Origin of the sequence: Dysgonomonas sp. 25 (assembly GCF_010501075.1) — a bacterium.
GTDB lineage: Bacteria > Bacteroidota > Bacteroidia > Bacteroidales > Dysgonomonadaceae > Dysgonomonas.
In genome coordinates this window covers 49,250-69,558 of record NZ_QVMN01000012.1, presented here as the reverse complement: position 1 = coordinate 69,558, position 20,309 = coordinate 49,250, and the positions used below count along the sequence as shown (strand labels likewise).

Annotated in this window: 19 protein-coding genes and 1 pseudogene; 19 read left to right on the top strand and 1 reads right to left on the bottom strand. The window is 45.0% G+C overall.

The window, feature by feature from the left end:
- Positions 1 to 254 (bottom strand): annotated as a pseudogene (locus D0T66_RS14970) (hypothetical protein); the annotation flags it as partial.
- Between the two features lie 1,404 nt (positions 255 to 1,658).
- Between D0T66_RS14970 and D0T66_RS14965 the strand changes: the two are divergent.
- The 19 genes from D0T66_RS14965 (at position 1,659) to D0T66_RS14875 (ending at position 20,208) form a co-directional block, all read left to right on the top strand.
- Positions 1,659 to 3,350: a DUF3137 domain-containing protein gene (locus D0T66_RS14965; RefSeq protein ID WP_163358108.1), complete on the top strand. Its 1,692-nt coding sequence runs from the start codon at positions 1,659 to 1,661 to the stop codon at positions 3,348 to 3,350.
- A gap of 19 nt (positions 3,351 to 3,369) precedes the next feature.
- Positions 3,370 to 3,924 (top strand): LemA family protein, encoded by a 555-nt coding sequence (locus D0T66_RS14960; RefSeq protein WP_163358107.1) that lies wholly within the window; start codon positions 3,370 to 3,372, stop codon positions 3,922 to 3,924.
- Positions 3,925 to 3,941: 17 nt separating this feature from the next.
- Positions 3,942 to 4,598: a YiiX family permuted papain-like enzyme gene (locus D0T66_RS14955; RefSeq protein WP_163358106.1), complete on the top strand. Its 657-nt coding sequence runs from the start codon at positions 3,942 to 3,944 to the stop codon at positions 4,596 to 4,598.
- A 177-nt stretch (positions 4,599 to 4,775) separates the two neighbouring features.
- Complete coding sequence (locus tag D0T66_RS14950; RefSeq protein WP_163358105.1) at positions 4,776 to 5,942, top strand: FISUMP domain-containing protein; 1,167 nt, start codon at positions 4,776 to 4,778, stop codon at positions 5,940 to 5,942.
- A 132-nt stretch (positions 5,943 to 6,074) separates the two neighbouring features.
- Entirely contained in the window at positions 6,075 to 6,809 is a 735-nt protein-coding gene (locus D0T66_RS14945; RefSeq protein WP_163358104.1) for a 1-acyl-sn-glycerol-3-phosphate acyltransferase, read from the top strand.
- A gap of 57 nt (positions 6,810 to 6,866) precedes the next feature.
- Entirely contained in the window at positions 6,867 to 8,669 is a 1,803-nt protein-coding gene (locus D0T66_RS14940; protein ID WP_163358103.1) for a LysM peptidoglycan-binding domain-containing protein, read from the top strand.
- Positions 8,670 to 8,672: 3 nt separating this feature from the next.
- On the top strand, positions 8,673 to 9,380 hold the full coding sequence (locus tag D0T66_RS14935) for a porin family protein (protein ID WP_163358102.1): 708 nt from the start codon (positions 8,673 to 8,675) through the stop codon (positions 9,378 to 9,380).
- Positions 9,381 to 9,417: 37 nt separating this feature from the next.
- Positions 9,418 to 10,107, top strand: coding sequence for a class I SAM-dependent methyltransferase (locus D0T66_RS14930; protein ID WP_163358101.1), 690 nt, complete (start codon positions 9,418 to 9,420; stop codon positions 10,105 to 10,107).
- A 19-nt stretch (positions 10,108 to 10,126) separates the two neighbouring features.
- Positions 10,127 to 10,618, top strand: coding sequence for a DUF5362 family protein (locus D0T66_RS14925; protein ID WP_163358100.1), 492 nt, complete (start codon positions 10,127 to 10,129; stop codon positions 10,616 to 10,618).
- A 21-nt stretch (positions 10,619 to 10,639) separates the two neighbouring features.
- Complete coding sequence (locus tag D0T66_RS14920) at positions 10,640 to 11,191, top strand: cob(I)yrinic acid a,c-diamide adenosyltransferase (RefSeq protein ID WP_163358099.1); 552 nt, start codon at positions 10,640 to 10,642, stop codon at positions 11,189 to 11,191.
- Between the two features lie 68 nt (positions 11,192 to 11,259).
- Positions 11,260 to 11,481: a DUF2795 domain-containing protein gene (locus tag D0T66_RS14915; protein WP_163358098.1), complete on the top strand. Its 222-nt coding sequence runs from the start codon at positions 11,260 to 11,262 to the stop codon at positions 11,479 to 11,481.
- 318 nt (positions 11,482 to 11,799) lie between these two features.
- Positions 11,800 to 13,020: a GTPase HflX gene (gene hflX, locus D0T66_RS14910; RefSeq protein ID WP_163358097.1), complete on the top strand. Its 1,221-nt coding sequence runs from the start codon at positions 11,800 to 11,802 to the stop codon at positions 13,018 to 13,020.
- Positions 13,021 to 13,025: 5 nt separating this feature from the next.
- On the top strand, positions 13,026 to 13,883 hold the full coding sequence (gene prmC / locus D0T66_RS14905) for a peptide chain release factor N(5)-glutamine methyltransferase (RefSeq protein WP_163358096.1): 858 nt from the start codon (positions 13,026 to 13,028) through the stop codon (positions 13,881 to 13,883).
- A gap of 12 nt (positions 13,884 to 13,895) precedes the next feature.
- Positions 13,896 to 14,432, top strand: coding sequence for a regulatory protein RecX (locus tag D0T66_RS14900; RefSeq protein ID WP_163358095.1), 537 nt, complete (start codon positions 13,896 to 13,898; stop codon positions 14,430 to 14,432).
- Positions 14,416 to 15,105 (top strand): ComF family protein, encoded by a 690-nt coding sequence (locus D0T66_RS14895; RefSeq protein ID WP_163358094.1) that lies wholly within the window; start codon positions 14,416 to 14,418, stop codon positions 15,103 to 15,105. Before D0T66_RS14900 ends, D0T66_RS14895 begins: the two co-directional genes overlap by 17 nt.
- A 90-nt stretch (positions 15,106 to 15,195) precedes the next feature.
- On the top strand, positions 15,196 to 15,675 hold the full coding sequence (locus D0T66_RS14890; RefSeq protein WP_163358093.1) for a hypothetical protein: 480 nt from the start codon (positions 15,196 to 15,198) through the stop codon (positions 15,673 to 15,675).
- 120 nt (positions 15,676 to 15,795) lie between these two features.
- On the top strand, positions 15,796 to 17,157 hold the full coding sequence (hisS, locus tag D0T66_RS14885; RefSeq protein WP_185154851.1) for a histidine--tRNA ligase: 1,362 nt from the start codon (positions 15,796 to 15,798) through the stop codon (positions 17,155 to 17,157).
- 666 nt (positions 17,158 to 17,823) lie between these two features.
- Positions 17,824 to 19,206, top strand: coding sequence for an FISUMP domain-containing protein (locus tag D0T66_RS14880; protein ID WP_163358091.1), 1,383 nt, complete (start codon positions 17,824 to 17,826; stop codon positions 19,204 to 19,206).
- A gap of 732 nt (positions 19,207 to 19,938) precedes the next feature.
- A complete protein-coding gene (locus D0T66_RS14875) occupies positions 19,939 to 20,208 on the top strand; it encodes a co-chaperone GroES (RefSeq protein ID WP_163358090.1) in 270 nt (89 codons plus the stop codon).
- Positions 20,209 to 20,309: the final 101 nt, after the last annotated feature.

The following is a 20,309-nucleotide window of genomic DNA, read 5'->3' as shown; positions in this document are numbered from 1 at the left end:
TGGTTCAGGGCATCTGCTCCCGTTATTTCGGGGGCTGTTCCTATCTTCAGTTTGCTCAAATCCGAAAGTTCCACCTTGGGCAATCCAAGCCCGTGCTTTGCCGTTGCATTATTGGCATCGGGGGCATGTTCTTTCAGGTCTAACAGTGCGCCGACATTGGGTTTCTCGCCACTGCCGATGGTTACCTGCCCATGCAAGGCGGTTGTCGTGAATAAGGCTAATATCATAATAGCCTGTGTCAAAGTTCTTTTCATGTTATAAAAAAATTAACCACCTCCTCCTGCCCCCCTCCACAAGAGGGGTAACAGAAAAAGATGAAGTGAATAAATAGTTTGTTTGAGCCCCACCAAACCTCCCCGTGGGGGAGGCTAAGGGAAGGATATATTTTCGTTTTTTGTTGAATGGTGGTACAAACCCATTTCCCCCTCTGGGGGATAAAGGGGGCCGGTTATTGTCACCCCAAGCGAAGGCGAGGGATCTCGTTATAGCTTTGTAGGGGGCAATAAATATTGCCCCGTATATGCCGGATATTGCGGGCGAACGATGTTTGGCTCGCCTGCGCTTCGCCGAACGATGTTTCGCCCCTACAAGGATTTTGTTGTTATCTGTTGACTGATAGCTATTAGCCTTGTCATGCTGAGCGAAAGCGAAGCATCTCTTCTCGTTACTGCGTAGGGGCAGACCTGTGTGTCTGCCCGATATGTCGATTTGCGGGTGCACACATACATCTATATTCCTTTTAATTGCCTCCACTTTTAAGTGGAGGAACAAGAAGGGCAGCATACAAAGGGCTTTAGCCAAATCCATTTTGACTAAAGTCACCTTTTGAAAGATGCAATCATACCCACGCCTTAAAAGGCGTGGCAACATTAAACTATTAGTTTTGTCACCCCAAGCGAAGGCGAGGAATCTCTTTCGGGTTTTGTGTAGGGGCAGACCTATGTGTCTGCCCGATATATCGGTTTGCGGGCGCACACGCAGGTGTGCCCCTACAAGGGCTCTATTGTTGATAGAAGAGGATGATATACTTCCCCCTTCGGGGGATTGAGGGGGCCTGCTGTTAACTGAAAGACAGCCCCTCGCTCCCCCTCTTGTGGAGGGGGCTGGGGGGAGGTAGGTACGGCTGTCGCAGCCGGAAATACCCCTGACATTAACACAAGCATNGGAGGTAGGTACGGCTGTCGCAGCCGGAAATACCCCTGACATTAACACAAGCATTCGGGCACCCCCTCCCTGCCTCCCCCACGAGGGGAGGAGATAGGAAAAGAGTATATATTTTTACTCCCCCTCTGTTGGAGGGGGACGGGGGGAGGTGACTCTTTTTTCTAAAAAAACCTCTAAAACCTTTGATTAATCCGAAATATTGACTATATTTCGTGTGTGTGTGTGTGTGTGTGCACGTAAGAAGTAGAATATATCATATTAGAATACAATATATTAGCTAATAATATAGCCTCAAATCTTCTATTTCTCTGCACGATATTCATTTTGTGTTATACTACAAAGGAAAGCATATTTTTCGAATTGCCCAAATTAAATAACTAAGTAATGATATAGAAATTAATCCTCTATCCGATTGGATAAGACAGAAATTTTGTTTTTCTTTGTTCCCAACAAACATATTTATATTCATTTACTTAAAAACACAGTACCTCGAGATGACAACGCAAGGATTAAGGGAGCTTCTGCTGAAAGAGCATGCTCGCGACAAGAAACTGACAATTATCAACTTTTTCGTTATTGCTATTATTGCAGTAATTGTAATAAGCCTATTACTCTTTATCGGCGTATCCTTCACCCAGATAGCGGGAGATATTACAAGCGGCGAATACGGGCTTTATTACAAATTGGTGATAGCAGCACTTGCCATTGGCGGAGTGAGCTATGTAGTAGCCACATTGGTCACCATCAACAAGCGTCCTGCCAAAATCGAAGAATTTGTATCCAAGCTGGAACAGCACAAAAGGGCTATGGACATCGGCGATTATGTGGAGCATAAGATTACCATTCCTTTGCTTAAAGTGAATATCAAGCTATGCCCGGTCACCTTTATCATGGTCACCTTCGAAGGGGAGTTCAAACCCTTTAAGCTGCCTATTCATCCCGGCATTGTTGCCGATATCAAAACATTGGCGAGCGGTGTGAATATGAGCGAGATGAGCAAAACATGGAACGAACTCTATTCGGGCGATGAGGCAGAACAACAAATCGAAAACAACGTTCAGGCAATGGCCGCCGAAGCTGCTCCTGTAACAAGCGCCAATGTTGCTGCCGCCACTATGGGTGTTCAAGACGAAAATGCTGCGATACAACCTCTGAGAACAGCCGAAGAGTTCAGAAGCTATCTGAACGAAAGCCTTTCGGATACTATCGACAAAGTAGAAGGCAACCGCAAAAGCAGTAAGAATATCATGCTGAAATTCGGCGTGGCATCGGTTCTGGTAGTAATTGCATTTATGGGGTATGTGATGTATACGGGTTTGAATTCTGTCGATGAAAACGGCAATTATGGCTTCTCGTTTACTACATATCTCCCGATAATAGGGATATTCGTTGTTTTCTATCTGGTCTATTATATATTCATCCGCCCTAAACAGATAAAGGCTCTGAAAGATGGTACGATGACTGTGCAAGGGACATCGGGTTATACCTTCAAAACCGAATTGTTCGACAAGATTATCCGTTATGCCTGCCCCGATTCGCAGTATGCCATGCACGGGCATGTTAGCTTAGCCGAATTCCTCGCAAGCGGAATGTTCAGAGAGAAGAACTATAAAATAGAAGGAAACGACCTTGTAGTCGGAAAACATAGCGGCGTACCTTTCCAATTCTGTGACCTGACCGTGGCATACGAAAGAGCCTTCCGCAAGGAAGACGAAGATCCCGATTATGTGCTTTACGGGCAGTTTTTTGTAGCCCGCTTCAATAAATCGTTTGCTTCGCCTGTCTATATCGTGCCGAAGACCGGCGTCTCGGGCTTCTTTATGGGCAATGAAATAGGTAATTACCTCGAAACACCGGGCGAAAAAATCGAACTGGAAGATCCCGACTTTATGAAAATGTTTAAAGTTTACGGAGCCGATCAGATAGAAGCGCGTTATATTCTTACCCCTGCCTTGATGGAGAGAATCAAAAACCTTGCTATCCGCACCAAGGGCGAATTCTATATCTCTTTTTACGATAACCGTATCACTGTGGCCAACAATAGCGGGAAGAATAATTTCGAAGTCAAGACATTCAAGTCGATATCGAAAGACAACAACAAGATGTTGGTAGACTTCTATCAGGATATCTGCGATCAATTGGCGATTATCGACGACCTGAAATTGAATATAAAAATCTGGAAATAACAATATAAAAGCAAATAATATGAGTTACGCATTTATTGTCTCCGTTATTATCATCTTCATCCTGGTTTGCGTATTTATCTCTAAATACAACAACCTGAAACGCCGTCGCAACCAGATAGACAATGCCTCATCGTCGCTCGATGCCTTGTTTATCAAGCGCAGCGACATGATACCCAACCTCGTGGCGACGGTGAAAAAATATACCGATTACGAGAGTGATGTGCTGGAAAAAATCACACAGTTGCGACAACCTGCCAAAGGTTCGGAAGAATATGTAAATGGCGGTGAAACAGATAAGCTGCTCAAACAGCTGATGATACAGGTAGAAAACTATCCTGCGCTGAAAGCAAACCAGCAATTCAATAACCTGCAATACAGCATCAACGAGTGCGAAGAGCAGATTGCCGCCGGACGCCGCTATCTGAGCGCATCGATTACCTATTACAACAATGCGGTCACTACTTTCCCGAGCAATATTATCGCCGGGATGTGTAACATGCAGAAATATGAATGGGAACGTGCTACCGAATCGCAACGGCAAAATGTGAATGTGAACGACATGTTCAATAGTTAAGTAGCATATTTTTGAGCATGATAAAAAAGAAATACCTCATACTATTATTGATAATCGCTGCATTTGCAGCAGGCGGCTTTTATGTAGCGAACGCCTCCAATCCTTTCAAGAAAGCTTCGGCGGAAACATCCAGGCTCCGCAATGGGGATTTGATTTTTCAGGATTCGCAATCGTCGCAATGCCTGGCTATTCAGCTGGCAACCAAATCGAAGTATTCGCATTGCGGCATTATCTTCCAACATAAAGATAAATGGTTCGTTTACGAGGCCGTTGGCCCTGTAAAGGCAACCCCTTTAAACAATTGGATTGCGCGCGGAAGAGACAAGCACTATGTAGTGAAACGGTTGAAAAATGCAGACGAGGTATTGACGGCGGAAACTGTTGCCAAGATGATGGATATAGGAATGGGCTTCCAAGGACTGCCTTACGACCTGACTTTCGAGTGGTCGGACGATAAGATCTATTGCTCCGAACTAATCTGGAAGATATACAAGCAAGGGGCGGACGTAGAAATCGGGAAGCTTCAAAAATTAGAAGAATTTGACTTATCCCATCCCGTTGTAAAACAGAAGATAAAGGAGCGCTATGGCGATAATATCCCATTAGATGAAATAGCCGTTTCGCCTGGCGCTATATTCGATTGCGATTTGCTGGAAACGGTGGAATCCAATTGATTTTTTGCCAATTCAGAAAAATCACTTTACTTTTTATCGTACCATTACAAGCACGGATATATTAACTAATTATACACAAGTTTAGTCTTAACAAAAATCAAAATAATAACATAAGTATACAATTATTATCACTCTTCTTACCTCCTTCAAGGAAGAACATTAAAACATTTACACACAATGAAAAAACAAAAAAGCTTCAGACTGACTATTTTATTTATAGTCACCGTATTATTTACCACTAACCATCTTCAGGCACAAGTAACAATGGGTAGCAACCAACTACCTGCTGCCGGGGCGTTGCTCGACCTGACAGAAGGGTCGACAACCACAAAAGGCTTGGGACTGCCACGCGTGGAATTAACTGATCTGAAACCGGGAAGCAATACTGCTTTCGCATCTTCGATAGGAGGAAGCGGCAACTGGGTAATGACTGATCACATAGGGCTTCTCATTTATAATATCAAGGAAAACTTATGTGCTGGTACTCCGATTTTCAAAGCTCCTTATATCTGGAACGGAACAGAGTGGCAGATTCTATATAATCCTGCGGTAGATGTGTATACCATTGAGGACAGCCGGGATGGAAGTATTTATTATGCCCGCAACTTCGGTAGCGCCGGCGACTGGCTGTTAGAAAATATACGCTACAAAGACCCGGCTTTTACAGTACATATATCCGGAAATGGACCTATGGAGTTTGGGATGCAGATATATGCCTATCCAAACGGAACAGACGCCAACGAACCTGCAACATGGGATGCGAAACAAGGTTTGTTATACTCTTCGGAAGCTGCTGTACCAGGAACAATTTATACATATCTGAACCAAGGACAAGGTGAAGCAAATGAGGGGCCGGCAACAGCTGTCCAGGGGATCTGCCCTAATGGCTGGCATATCCCAAGCGACAGGGAATGGAACGATTTGGAAAGAGAAATATACACCAATGCGAGCAAATATAGTTCTTTATCGACAAGTAGCTTTAGCCCGGTGTGGCAATCTTCGTGGGAAACAGGAGGGTATGCTACTCGCGGGGCAAGCAGTGCAGATGGGCATTCCACTGCTATGAGAAGTCCATGCGCGTTGCAGGGCTCCCTAACGACAGACAATGGGAAGAGTAAGCCCGCTGCTATTGGCGGATTTGATATACTACTTGTCGGATATGGTGGTGGATGGAGCGGATTCGAACCTGAAACGCGTTATGGTACATATGCCGGATTCTGGTCGAGTAGCCGCCATGATGGAGATGCTTTCTGGACACGATACTTTGAGAATAATACAGCTCCTGTTTCGCGGTCATCTGCGGATCAAGGTCAGCTACACTCCGTCCGCTGCAAGAAAGACTGACGCACAGTTATCAGCTATCAGTTAACAGTTATCAAAATACCGCCTCCGGAAAAATAATTTCGGGGGCTTTTTTCTGTAAGGACAGATAAAAAATGTATTTTTGTATAATTGTAAACCGGCAACATCTCTGATATGAAAAAAGTGCTTTACGTTTTGTACGATATTTTTATCTTCCTGCCCATTTTTGCATTTGCGTCTATTGCTACGGCGCTCACTGTGATGATTGGCTGTACGGTCAGCAAGAGCAATTTCTGGCGCTTCAACCCTCCCAAATACTGGTCTAAGCTGGGCTGCCGCTTGGCATTGTGCCGCATTAAGGTGATTCACAAAACGCCGTTAGACCCCAATCAATCGTACATCTTCGTGCCGAACCATCAGAGTTACTCCGATATCTTCCTCGTATACGGCTATATCGGCCAGCCTATCAAGTGGATGCAAAAGCAAGAGCTGCGCAAAATTCCGTTTGTGGGGAAAGCGAGCGAAATAGCCGGACATGTTTTTGTCGATCACTCATCGTTGAAGTCGATGGTCGAAAGCCTGCAAAAAGCAAAAAGCCAGTTGACCGACGGCGCATCGTTTACCATATTCCCCGAAGGGGCAAGGACTTTCAACGGGAAGATGGGCAAATTCAAACGCGGTGCTTTCGTGATAGCCAAAGATATGGAACTGCCTGTAGTACCCGTTACGCTCAATGGGCCATTCGACGTGATGAGGCGCGGATCGCTGTTGCTCAATCTGGGCAAACGGATGGAAATGATTGTGCACGAACCTATTCCTACCAAAGGGATGACCGACGAGGATATTCCTGCGCTGATGAATCGTTGCCGCGAAATAGTACACGATAGTTTGTGGGATAAATATAAATAAGTCGGGCAAAGTAGCGTATTTTTCTTATTTTTGTAGATTCAATATAAATATTCGGATATGAAGTTAAAAAATATATGCCTTTTACTGTTGATTATGGTTGCATCCTGCAATCTGGCGGCAAAAGGCAATACAGCCCCGGTTACGGCAATAAATGAATCTGCAATCACCCACGACGATTATATCAACCATACGGTCGTTTCGGGCGAAACGGTTTTCTCATTAGCCCGCAAATATAAAACTACGGTAGAGGAAATCTACCGCCTCAATCCCGAAGCACGCGACGGAATAAAAGGCGGTCAGGTATTGAAAATACCGAAACAGAAAGCTACCTCCGATACGTCTTATTTCGAATACACCGTACAAAAGGGAGAAACACTGTACCGCATCACTAAAAACAACGAAGTAACCGTAGAAACCCTTTACAGCTTGAATCCTCAATTGAAGGAAGAAGGACTGAAAGAAGGTATGATACTGAAAATCCCCCGTCTGAAAATTGCGCCGGATAATTATATCCCTGAAATCAGGCAACAGGATCGGATAAGAATAGACTTTTCCGAACATACGGTCGAAGCGGGAGAGACATTGTATAAGTTGAGTAAGCAATACAATATTGCAATAGAAGACATTATCGCCGCCAATCCCGATGTGAAAAACGGATTGAAAGCGGGTATGCTTCTCCGCATTCCTAACAATGCGCCGGTGACGGCTATACTCCCCGATACAAGGTTTCAAGGGACACCTGTAAAAGCCGGCGAAACGATTCGTGTAGCCATATTGCTACCATTCACCGAGGGGGGTAAAAATGTACGGAAAGAAAAATTGGTAGAATATTACGAAGGTTTTTTGTTGGCTGTGCGCGAATTGAAAGCAACAGGGCTGAACGCCGAAATATATACTTTCGATACGGGAAGCGAGAACGATACGCAACGCCTTATCAGCATACTGGAAACGTCCGAGATGCGCGGGTTGCACCTGTTGATTGGCGGTATCTCGCAGGTACAGATTGATATCATGAGCGATTTCTCGCGCCGCACGGGTACACGCTACGTCATTCCGTTCGGTACGAGCAGAGATAAAGATGTACTTGCCGGAAGTCCTAATACTTATCAGATGACGGTTTCGCACAAAACCTTGTTTGCAGAGATAACCAAAGCCTTTGCCGATAAGTTCCGCAACGAGAATATCATCTTTGTGACCGAACCCGGCTCGAACCTCGACAAGCGCGACTTCACGGACGTACTGAAAGCTGTTTTGGCTTCGGAAGGTATCCCGTACAAAGATTTGCATACGCAGGATAATATGGTGGAAGAGATAAAATCGGCGACTGTATTGGACAAGAATAATATACTGATTCCTACCTCTTCGTCGGAACCTACCTTGCGCCGCCTGAGCGGGATATTGAATACCGTGATAGAGCCGCCTAAAAAGCAGGCAGGCAAAGAGTCCGAGCCACAAGCGCAGATAACGCTTTTCGGTTATCCCGACTGGCAGGCATATCTGAACCTGACAAGCCAGTTGTATAAATTCAATACGTATATATATACCGGATTCTATCTGGACGAGAGCAATAAGACAGTGCAACGCGAGATGTACGAATACAAAAAGTGGTATAACAAGGAAATCCCGCTTAGCTTCCCTAAATTCTGTTTCTTAGGCTACGATACGGGCGTCTATTTCTTGTCGGGCTTGCAGAAATACAACAATTCTTTCGACAGCCACCTGTCTACCTACTCGGCTCCTACCTTGCAGTCGGCTATCCGCTTCGAGCGGGCGGGCGAAAATTCGGGATATATCAATTCAGGGTTTTATTTCGTTCATTATGTGACAGATGTTTCTGTCGAAAAAACCGAATTCAAATAACCAATGATAAAGAAAATTTTATTTATCTCTTTATTTTTTCTCTTTTCAGCTGCGCTCTATTGCCAGTCGGATTTCAAGCCGTATTGGAATATCGGTGTCGGTTTCGGGCCTACCTTTTCGTCGGTCGACTTTGTCGAGTCCAACTCGGGCCCTTCTTCGGCTGTTACGACTAAGATGTATTCGCAAATGCATGGCGGTCTGGCAGTACGCTATATGACCGAAAAACATCTTGGCTTCATTGTCGAGCTCAATTATGCGCAACAAGGCTGGGAGCAGGAATTCAAAGGCAGCTTAGCTGATAAAGGCTTTGCGCATAGCCACTCGTTGAATTATTTCGAAATGCCTTTCCTGACGCATATCTATTGGGGTAATAAGTTCCGTTTCATTATCAATCTCGGGCCTAAAATCTCGTATATGCTGAGCGAAAAGGAAGAAATCAACCAGACATTGGTAGATTATCTCGCCAGCGGAGGTGCTTCGAGCGATATGGTTACGGCGCAATATTTCAGGGATGCCGACCGGAAGTTCGATTACGGTATTATGGGCGGACTGGGAATGGAATACCAGTCGAAATATGGCAATTTCTCTCTCGAAGGGCGCTACTATTTCGGCTTAGGCGATGTTTACAAAAACAGCAAAGCAGATGCATTTTCGCGCTCGTCCAACCAGGTGATATCCGTCCGGTTGACATATTACGTGAAATTGTTCTGAATACAAACATACAACACATAAAATACTATCTGAAAACATGCCCAGGATATATAAAATATCACGAGCAGGATTAAGGCTTATATACAAAATACGCCATCACCGGGGACACGGCATTCACTCGCCTTTTGTCTTCAATCTCATAAATAAGGTTATCGAGGAGAAGTCGCCTTATTATGCCTATCAGGACATACGCGACTATGTCAACCTGAAAAGAGACAGGCATATGAAGCCGCGTAAGGTGGGACGATTGCTGTTTAAACTGGTCAATTATTTTGAGGCGGAGAAGATACTGGAAATCGGTTCGGGCGAAGGACTGAATACGCTATACCTCACTGCTCCGTCGAGTAGTATCGTCTGCCACAGTATAGAGCTGAATCCGGTGAAGTATGCCAAAGCGAAAGAGCTATATCTCGGATGGGACAGGAAAATAGTCGTGCATACGGAGGCTTTTTCGGCAAATCTCGTGACAGAAAAACAGGATTGTATCTATATCAATCTCAAAAATTATAAACACCTGAACGAGGGTGAATTAGAAATGATAAGTAAGCTCGTTCATCCGAAAACGTTTATAATTGTAGAAGGCATCAGAACAAATAAGCGGCATCGGGCGTTATGGAATTGTATTAAAGAAGCAGCAGATCGCACAACGGTGCTCGACCTGTTTAATATAGGAATCGTATTTTTTGATGCCGGACTATATCCGTGGGAGTATAAAATAAGTTTTTAACTAAATAAATGAGAGAAGTATGTTTAATGAAACCCCTCCTCCATATTATGCTCCTCAGGAGTTGATAGTGACACCGGAAGCAAAAAAGTTCCTGAATAGTGCTGCCAATTGGGCACGTTTTCTGGGCATACTCGCCTTTTCAGCTGTGTTTATCGTGGCGATAGGAGCCTATATTATAAGCCTTATAGTGTCCAATATGGGCAAGGCAGTTCAGAACGATGCTTTGAGTGAAGTTTTTATGATGACGACAGTAATGACTATTATTTCTGTTGTTATGACCGTTATCTACTTTTATGCTCTTTATAAGATACTGAAATTCACCAGTACTGTAAAAAGAGCGATAAGGCACGATAACCCGGATACCCTTACCGAAGCCTTTGGGCATTTGAAAGCTCATTACAAAAGTATGGGAATAATGATGCTTGTAGGTATTGTTTTATATGTGATTTATGCCATAATTATGAGTGTGTTCTTGCTCTATGGTATGGCCGTTTTTGTCGATAGTTTTTAATGTTTTTAGGACGTTGATTATATGGAAAAAAGTAAAATATATACCCGTACGGGCGACAAAGGGAAAACCTCCCTGGTGGGTGGAACGCGTGTTCCGAAAGCGCACGTCCGCCTCGAGGCTTATGGTACCATAGACGAGCTCAATTCGTTTGTGGGTTCGCTTATTTGCGTGATAGACGACGATAAAGAACTGGAGACACTCGAATTTATCCAGAATAAGCTCTTTGTGGTAGGCTCTTACCTGGCGACGGAAACAGAAGCCCGCTCGCCTAAGGCAGCAAGCATCATCACCGACGAGCAGATAACCGATATCGAAAACCGTATGGACGAGATAGACGGCCAATTGCCGCAGATACGCCAGTTTGTCCTTCCCGGAGGATGCGAACCGGCAGCCCGCGCACACATCTGCCGGTCGGTATGCCGCCGTGCCGAGCGTTGCATGTATCGCGTGAAGGAAGAGTACCCTGTGGAGGATAATATTATGATCTTCGTCAACCGGCTCTCGGACTACTTTTTCCTGTTAGCCCGAAAAGAATGTAACAAAAAGGGTAAAGAAATATTCTGGAAACAGTGATTATTTAAAATATTATTATATTTTTGCGGAAATTAAGTAGTAACAAACACTATTAAAAACAAATCGTTATGTACTGGACATTAGAACTGGCTTCAAAATTAGAAGATGCGCCTTGGCCTGCAACTAAAGAAGAGTTGATTGACTTTGCTCAGCGTTCGGGTGCCCCGCTCGAAGTAATCGAGAATTTGCAGGAGATAGAAGACGAGGAAGAGGTTTTCGATACCATCGAAGACATCTGGCCTGATTATCCAAGTAAAGAGGATTTCTTCTTCAACGAAGACGAGTATTAAATCTGAAAGCCGCTAAAAGGCTTCCATACAACCAGATATAATAAAAGGGGATTAAAGAGACACTGTTTCTTTAGTCCCTTGATGTTTTCAGTTCTATAATAAAGAGAGTACAATAGTATATACAAATATTAGCAGTAATGGAAATTAAATAGATTTCACTCAAAAAAACTACTTGTGAACTTATCCACTTGTTTACTCGTACACTTTTATAATTATCCGGAAACGGGCAAAAGCTAATTTGCTCAATCAGCCCTCTTTTAGTACCTTTGAAGAAAAGGAAAGGAGGCATTCCGCAGTCCTAACCCTTTGAAAGATTATATGAAAGACTTTATAATATCAGAAGCAAAAAACGAAAAAGCTGTCTTGGTGGGCATTATTACCCAGCAACAGACAGAAGATCAGGTAAGAGAATATCTCGACGAACTGGCATTCCTTGCCGATACGGCAGGAATTGTACCTGACAAAAAATTCACCCAGAAATTGGAGCATGCCAACCCCGTAACCTTTGTGGGAACAGGTAAGCTGAATGAGATAAAGAAATATCTCGAGGAGAACGAAATAGGTATCGCCATTTTCGATGACGAACTGTCGCCGAAGCAATTGCGCAATATCGAGAAAGAATTGCAGGTGCGTATATTAGACCGTACTAGCCTGATTCTCGACATATTTGCCATGCGTGCCCAGACGGCTTATGCCAAAACACAGGTCGAACTGGCACAATATCAATACCTGTTGCCACGATTGACACGTATGTGGACGCACCTCGACCGCCAGCGTGGTGGTGGCGTGATGATGCGTGGGGTGGGGGAAACCCAGCTCGAAAGCGACCGCCGTATCATTCTCGACAAGATCGCCTTCCTCAAAGACCAGTTGAAAACGATTGACAGGCAAATGGCCTCTCAACGCAAAAACCGGGGCAAGATGGTGCGTGTGGCCTTAGTAGGCTATACCAATGTGGGAAAATCCACTTTGATGAATTTGCTAAGTAAATCGGACGTTTTTGCTGAGAATAAGCTTTTCGCAACGCTCGATACTACCGTTCGCAAGGTGATTATTGACAATTTGCCATTCCTCCTGTCCGATACGGTAGGGTTTATCCGCAAGCTGCCGACACACTTGGTCGAGTCGTTTAAGTCGACACTGGACGAAGTGCGCGAAGCCGATTTGTTGGTGCATGTGGTAGATATTTCGCATCCGAATTTTGAGGAACAGATAGAAGTCGTGAACAATACCTTGCGCGACATCGACAAGGAAGAAAAACCGACGATATTGGTATTCAACAAAGTAGATGCCTTTACTTATGTTCCTAAAGATGAGGATGACCTGACGCCGATAAAGCGCGAAAATATCTCGCTCGAAGAACTGAAACAGACATGGATGCACAAGATGGCAGACGATTGTATCTTTATTTCGGCTAAAGAAAAGTTGAATATCGACGAGCTGAAAGAAAAGGTTTATAACAAAGTGAAGGAGATACATATTGCCCGCTATCCGTACAACGATTTCCTGTTCCAGAAATACGACGAAGCGGAGGAATAACCTTTATGCAAGAGATAATTAAATCCATAAAACAAGTGCTGAGCCAGTATTATCCCGAAGGGGAGATACTGGCTTTTGCCCGTTTACTGCTAAGCCATATAACCGGAAAGCCTTATGCTTCCATCATGGCGGAGAGGGATTTAACCCTGAACGAAGAACAGCAAAAGCACTTGGATTCAGTACTCGACCGCCTGAAAAAATACGAGCCTATCCAGTATATTCTGGAAGAAGCGGAGTTTTTCGGACTGCCTTTCTATGTGAATAAAAATGTATTGATTCCCCGCCCTGAGACAGAAGAACTGGTCGAGCTGATAATCGGTGAGAATCCGCAACAGGGACTGAATATCCTGGACATCGGCACAGGGAGCGGTTGCATTGTCATCGCTCTGGCAAAGTATATGAAGGGTGCAAACGTGTCGGCATGGGATGTTTCACACTTGGCATTGGACGTCGCGGTATTGAACTCGAAACGGAACAATGTAGAGGTTGATTTTAAGATGGTAGATGTCCTTAAAGAATATCCTACTGATAAAAAATATGATATTATTGTCAGCAATCCGCCTTATATCCTCGAAAAGGAAAAGCAGGATATGGAGCAGAATGTCCTCTCCTATGAGCCGCATTCAGCCTTGTTTGTGCCGGACGAAAAACCTTTATTGTTTTACGAGCGCATAGCCGATATGGCTCTCGGGTTGTTAGTGCCGGACGGAAAACTCTATTTCGAAATCAATCAGGCAAAAGGGCAGGAGACTATCACGATGCTGGAAGAAAAAGGTTTTAAGGATGTAACTTTGATTCAGGATATCAGCAAACGTGATAGGATGGTAGTAGCCTCCCCAACCCCTCCGAAGGAGGGGCTATAATAAGCATTGCTCATGGATAAGGACAAAAATAGGCAAAAGAATACCTCCCCTTCGGGGAGGAAAGGAGGGGCTTCCGAGCCTCGCGCATTGAACCGTATTGCCTCGTATTGCTCCAGAGCCGAGCGGTGCGAATATGATGTGCTTAAAAAGCTCAAAGCATGGGAGTTGACAGATGAGGAAATCGCCCGCATTATGAAGCGGTTGCGCGACGAGAAGTATGTCAACAATGCCCGTTTTGCGCGTAGCTTTATCAATGATAAGTTGCGCTTCAACAAATGGGGAAAACAGAAAATCGTCTTCGAACTAAGGAAACGGCAAATTCTCGAATCCGTCTATCGCCCATTGCTGGATGAGGTAGAAGATGATACTTTCAACGAACAACTGGAAAGCATCCTGCGCACAAAGCTGAAATCGGTAAAAGCCAAAGACAACTATGACAAACGCAACAAACTGATTCGCTTCGCTTTGGGGCGTGGCTTTTCGATGGATGCCGCGATAAAAGCGGTAAACAAACTACTTGGCAGCCACGACGATGAAGATTTTTACTAACCTGCTCGACTTCTTTTTCCCTGCGCTTTGCGTCGCTTGCGAGAGACGGCTGCACGAGCACGAAGCGCACCTCTGCCTCGATTGCCTGTCCGAATTGCCCAAAACGGACTATCACGGGCAGCGCGAAAACAAACTCGAAGCATTCTTTGCCGGGCGTGTCCCTTTTGTGCGGGTAGCCGCGTACGCACATTTTGTGAAAGGTGGTATGATGCAGGCTATCATTCACGACCTGAAATACAAGAATAACCCCTCGCTGGGACATTTTATGGGTGAGCTTTGCGGAAACGACCTGAAAGAGTCTGATTTCGTGAGAGATATAGATTATATTGTGCCTGTTCCCCTTCATCCCAAGCGGCAACGGAAGCGTGGTTATAACCAGTCCGAAGCGCTGGCAAAAGGCATTTCCTTGAAAACAGGTATTCCCGTAGATTACGAGATAGTTAAGAGAGCAAAGAATAACCCTTCGCAGGCAAAAAGCAGTTCGCGCGAAGCCCGCTGGAAGAATGTAGAGAATATTTTCGTCCTCACCGACAAAAGCAAGTTCGAAGGGAAGCATATTCTCTTAATCGACGACGTGCTGACAACCGGCTCTACGCTCGAGTCGTGCGCCCGGGTGATACTGCAATGCCCCAGTTGCCGGATTAGTATTTATACATTGGCGGCAGCTACCTGACATTTCTATATTTACCTTATTTTAAGATAATATTTCTAACATTTTCCTGCCCGGGCTTGTTGTATTGTAAGAAAGCTAAAAACATACAATATGAAGACAACAACCAATAAAGCTATCGCTCCGGTAGAAGGGTGGGACAATATCATCGCTTACCTGCGAAAGAAGACTCTCTGCAAAACCGTTATTGCTGTGGAATGCGCGATGGGAGCCGATTGTGACGAGCTGACAAAAGAATTTGAAAAGCTCGATCCGATTTTATTTATCAATACCCGCGAACTCTTTGTTTCGCCGGAAAGTCCGGATATATCGGCAGCAAAGTCGATTACCAATTACTTCGATTTCGAAAAACTGCAACTGGCGCGTACCGCTATCGACAATGCCGACGACAACGTCATTGTCTTGGGCTGTGGGGCGCATCTGGTCAGCGATGAAGATATATTGATCTATGTCGATTCTGCATCGGCGGCAGAGAATAAGATTTTTGACGACCACAAAAAACATTTTTTTCCGTATGTCAATTACCTGATAGAAAGCGATGGGGCAGGCGGATATAAAATGACAAAACAATAAGATTACGCTTCTTGAATAGACATAAAACCGGCAGGCTGGATACTAAAATCCGGCCTGTTCTTTTTTCGGTACGCGATAAACGACTATCTTTGCACATCAGTAATTCTCAACAAAAGAACGATTATGCAAAAACCGTCTATCCCGAAAGGAACACGTGATTTTTCGCCCGAAGAAATGGCGAAGCGCAATTATATTTTCGACACCATACGCGAAGTATATAAACTATATGGCTTCCGCCAGATAGAAACCCCGTCGATGGAAAACTTGTCCACTCTGATGGGAAAATATGGCGAAGAAGGTGACAAATTGCTGTTCAAAATTCTTAATTCGGGAGATGTTTTAGCTGATTTTTCTGCAGAAGAACTATTGGAGAAAAATTCCCTGAAATTTGCATCCAAAGCCTGCGAAAAAGGTCTTCGCTATGACCTGACGGTGCCGTTCGCGCGTTATGTGGTCATGCACCGCAACGAAATATCGTTTCCGTTCAAACGGTTTCAGATACAACCTGTCTGGCGTGCCGACCGTCCGCAAAAAGGACGCTATCGCGAGTTCTTCCAGTGCGATGCTGATATTGTAGGTTCCGATTCGCTGATAAACGAAGTAGAATTGCTGCAGATTGCCGATACCGTTTTTACGCGCTTCGGAATCCGTGTCTCTATCAAACTCAACAACCGCAAAATATTGACAGGTATGGCCGAGATTATCGGGCAGCCCGACAAGATAGTGGATATAACCGTTGCCATCGACAAGCTCGACAAGATAGGATTAGAAAAAGTCAATGAAGAATTGGCATCGAAAGGTATTCCGCAGGATGCGATTGCCAAATTGCAGCCGATTATCCTTTTGCAGGGGACGAACAGAGAAAAACTCGATACCTTGAAATCGGTTTTGAAAGACTCCGAAACAGGCCTGAAAGGTGTCGAAGAGCTCGAATTTATTGTTAACACATTGGCGTTGACGCCTTTGAAGTCGGAGCTCGAAATAGACCTTACCCTTGCCCGCGGATTGAGTTACTATACGGGGGCTATCATCGAGGTGAAGGCGCTGGACGTTCAGATAGGGAGCATCACCGGCGGCGGGCGCTATGATAACTTGACAGGTATATTCGGCTTGCCGAACGTGTCGGGCGTGGGCATCTCGTTTGGTGCGGATCGTATCTTCGACGTCTTGAACCAGCTCGATCTGTATCCGAAAGATTCTATGGCAGGCACGCAAATCCTTTTTGTCAACTTCGGCGAGAAGGAAACAGCCTATATTTTGCCCCAGATAGCCCGTTTGCGCCAAGCAGGAATTGCTACCGAGATATATCCCGAAAACGCTAAGATGAAGAAGCAAATGTCTTATGCCGATTCCAACAAGATTCCGTATGTCGCTATCGTCGGCGAAGATGAAATGAGCGAAGGAAAGATCACCCTTAAAAATATGGATTCGGGTGAACAGCAGAAGGTGACTATAGAGGAATGTCTCAATTTACTCGGCTAAAAACGAACATTTTAGTTTGATTATTCGCTAATAATGCTTTCCTTTGTAGTGTCACACAATACAAATACTGTGCAAAAAGATAGGAATTTTACAACTATATTATCAGCTAATATATTATATTCTAATATGATATATCACTATTCTTACACACACACACACACACACACACACGAAATATAGTCAATATTTCGGATTAATCCAAGGTTTTAGAGGTTTTTTTAGAAAAAAGAGTCACCTCCCCCCGTCCCCCTCCAACAGAGGGGGAGTAAAAATATATACTCTTTTCCTATCTCCTCCCCTTGTGGGGGAGGTAGGGAGGGGGTGCCCGAATGCTTGTGTTAATGTCAGGGGTATTTCCGGCTGCGACAGCCGTACCTACCTCCCCCCAGCCCCCTCCACAAGAGGGGGAGCGAGGGGCAATATTTCAGTTAACAGCAGGCCCCCTCAATCCCCCGAAGGGGGAAGTATATCATCCTCTTCTATCAACAACAGAACCCATGTAGGGGCGAAACATCGTTCGGCGGAACGAAGTGTAGTCAATGACAAAGCTAATAGCTATCGGCTAACGGCTAAAAGCTATAAATCAACTATTTATTCACTTCATCTTTTTCTGTTACCCCCTCTTGTGGAGGGGGGACAGGGGGAGGTGGTTAATTCTTTTATAACATGAAAAGAACAATCTTGACACAGGCTATCTTGATATTAGCCTTCTTAACAACAACAATCGACTTGCATGGGCAGGTAACAATCGGCAGCGGCGAGAAACCCAATGCCGGGGCACTGCTCGACCTGAAAATGGACAATCAGGGGATGTCGACCAAAGGGCTGGGACTACCCCGCGTAGAACTGAAAGACATCAAAACCAAGACAGACCTCGCCGAAACAATGGGGCTGCCAAGCGGCACGCTCAATGCTGCCGACCATGCGGGACTGGTTGTATACAACATTGGCAAAGATGAGGTTTCCCTCGCTACACGCTTCTGCCCGGGGTTGCATGTATGGGACGGCACGGAGTGGCAGGTATTAGGCGCCTATCCCGAAATGGGAGAAACCCGTATATTGCAATCTACCCAGCTCAAAGGTTTCACACACCTCGACCCGAGCAATACCGCCCACCCTATGTGGGCTACTTTGGGCAAGAATCCGGCAAGCTATCCGCTGGGATATATCGGGCAGTTTACCGATAACCGCCCGAACGACGCCCCGCAAACCTATCATTATACCCGCTTCTATGTGGGTTATACCGAACATGATAATACCTTTAATGTTACGCGTGATATCAGTTGCGCGCAGGATGGCAGTGCAATCGTTACCAGCACCGAAACGGTAGCTGGCAGCTTAACTTTTGAAGACGGGGTATGGATGGCTGAAAACCTGCGGGCTATCAAAATGCCCGACGGAACGGCTATTGCCCAAAATCCGTATGGAGGCGAGGCTGTTGGTAGCACGACAAGTCCTCGCTATTACTATCCAAACAATCAAGCGGCTAATCGTGCAACGCTGGGCGTACTATACAACTGGCCTGCCGCCATCAATATGGGTACAGGACCCGGTCAGACACCTGATCCTCCGGGGGGTGGTCTAGCGAACGTAGGTTTGGATGAAGCTAATCGGATACAGGGCATCTGTCCTGCTGGCTGGCACTTGCCCAGTGACCGGCAATGGACGGATCTGGAGAACGGTATAATTATTAATACCAGTAAATTCAGTTCAACGCCCGATATAGGAGGAGCGCTATTGCCTTATTCCGGTTACATTTACCCTGTCTGGCGTGGTACTTCCCATGGTAGGGCTATGAAAGCCACGGGCTCCACCATCAATGGCCTCGCCTCCAATGGTACCAGCAAATCGGCGGCGCAGGGAGGGTTCGAACTGTTTCTTGCGGGCAATGGCGAGTCCGGTGCTTTTGGCTACTACGGTGGTGCTGCTATAATTTGGTCGTCTAGCCGGATGGTAGTTCGGTATTTTGCCAATACTGTGGATAAGGGGTGCGTTGGAGGCTATCAGTCCGGATACCTCCTTAGTGTCCGCTGCAAGAAAGACGACTAATTCACCTCCCCCCACCCCCTCCACAAGAGGGGGAATCACCTCTCCCTATATCCCTCTCCATTTGGAGAGGGACTTTTTGGTTTATTGCCGGAAAGATATCAGCCTATCTTTATCTATACTTATAAGCCTCCCCTTGTGGGGGAGGTTGGAGGGGGTGGGACTGTTTCCCTACGTTTTTTGTCATCCCGAGCGGATGCGAGGGGTCTCGTTGCGCTTTGCGCTGTTCATAGTTGGGTCGGGATGCTTCGCCAAAGGCTCAGCATGACAGAACCGTTCTTTTACTTTGTGGCCTCTGTGTAAAAACTTCGTGTCCTCTGTGGTTAAGTAATAAAAAATGACAAGAAAAAAACGCTGTATCGCGTCAAATCTGTCAAGAGTGTCAAGTTTTAACTAAATTTCGGTTGATTATCAGTGAAGTAGGTTTTTGACGTAACTTGACAACTGTCATTTTTATAAAGCGCATCCTGTTTTGTCAAGTTTTTTGAGTATTATAAATCTGATAATAAGCGAATAAACATCCAAAAACAAGGTGACAAAAAAGTGACACGAAAGTTTATTTCTGCTTTTTCTCCCGAATCCGCCATTTTGACATTTTAACAGTTGGTTTGCCGAATAATAAAACTGAATTTTTGTCAGTCTGGCATATTCAATTACCTTTGGCATACATTTCGCAAGAACCAAAATTGACAATAACAAAATCTAATATAATAAATAAACTAAAAACAACGAACAATGAACATTAAACCATTAGCAGACAGAGTATTGGTGAAGCCTGCCGCTGTCGAAGCAAAAACTGCTGCGGGTATCATCATTCCCGACACAGCTAAAGAAAAACCGCTTAAAGGTGAAGTGGTTGCTGTAGGTAACGGAACAAAAGACGAAGAGATGGTCGTTAAACCGAAGGATCAGGTATTATATGGCAAGTATGCCGGCACCGAAGTCGAATGGGAAGGGGAGGCATATCTCATTATGCGTCAGTCCGATATTTTGGCAGTAATTTAAGGAAAGTTACAAGTTACCAGAAATAAGAATAAACAATAAAATTTAACCATAGAGTTACGGTCAACGATTTGCAATTTCCACAAGATGAAACTTGTAACTCG

Bases quoted from the DNA above. Each gene is read 5' to 3' on its own strand.
- D0T66_RS14875 (WP_163358090.1), top strand. From the start codon at position 19,939: ATGAACATTAAACCATTAGCAGACAGAGTATTGGTGAAGCCTGCCGCT.
- hflX (WP_163358097.1), top strand. From the start codon at position 11,800: ATGAAAGACTTTATAATATCAGAAGCAAAAAACGAAAAAGCTGTCTTG.
- D0T66_RS14925 (WP_163358100.1), top strand. From the start codon at position 10,127: ATGTTTAATGAAACCCCTCCTCCATATTATGCTCCTCAGGAGTTGATA.
- prmC (WP_163358096.1), top strand. From the start codon at position 13,026: ATGCAAGAGATAATTAAATCCATAAAACAAGTGCTGAGCCAGTATTAT.
- D0T66_RS14895 (WP_163358094.1), top strand. From the start codon at position 14,416: ATGAAGATTTTTACTAACCTGCTCGACTTCTTTTTCCCTGCGCTTTGC.
- D0T66_RS14930 (WP_163358101.1), top strand. From the start codon at position 9,418: ATGCCCAGGATATATAAAATATCACGAGCAGGATTAAGGCTTATATAC.
- D0T66_RS14960 (WP_163358107.1), top strand. From the start codon at position 3,370: ATGAGTTACGCATTTATTGTCTCCGTTATTATCATCTTCATCCTGGTT.
- D0T66_RS14900 (WP_163358095.1), top strand. From the start codon at position 13,896: ATGGATAAGGACAAAAATAGGCAAAAGAATACCTCCCCTTCGGGGAGG.
- D0T66_RS14935 (WP_163358102.1), top strand. From the start codon at position 8,673: ATGATAAAGAAAATTTTATTTATCTCTTTATTTTTTCTCTTTTCAGCT.
- D0T66_RS14920 (WP_163358099.1), top strand. From the start codon at position 10,640: ATGGAAAAAAGTAAAATATATACCCGTACGGGCGACAAAGGGAAAACC.
- D0T66_RS14950 (WP_163358105.1), top strand. From the start codon at position 4,776: ATGAAAAAACAAAAAAGCTTCAGACTGACTATTTTATTTATAGTCACC.
- D0T66_RS14965 (WP_163358108.1), top strand. From the start codon at position 1,659: ATGACAACGCAAGGATTAAGGGAGCTTCTGCTGAAAGAGCATGCTCGC.
- D0T66_RS14955 (WP_163358106.1), top strand. From the start codon at position 3,942: ATGATAAAAAAGAAATACCTCATACTATTATTGATAATCGCTGCATTT.
- D0T66_RS14880 (WP_163358091.1), top strand. From the start codon at position 17,824: ATGAAAAGAACAATCTTGACACAGGCTATCTTGATATTAGCCTTCTTA.
- D0T66_RS14915 (WP_163358098.1), top strand. From the start codon at position 11,260: ATGTACTGGACATTAGAACTGGCTTCAAAATTAGAAGATGCGCCTTGG.
- D0T66_RS14945 (WP_163358104.1), top strand. From the start codon at position 6,075: ATGAAAAAAGTGCTTTACGTTTTGTACGATATTTTTATCTTCCTGCCC.
- D0T66_RS14940 (WP_163358103.1), top strand. From the start codon at position 6,867: ATGAAGTTAAAAAATATATGCCTTTTACTGTTGATTATGGTTGCATCC.
- D0T66_RS14890 (WP_163358093.1), top strand. From the start codon at position 15,196: ATGAAGACAACAACCAATAAAGCTATCGCTCCGGTAGAAGGGTGGGAC.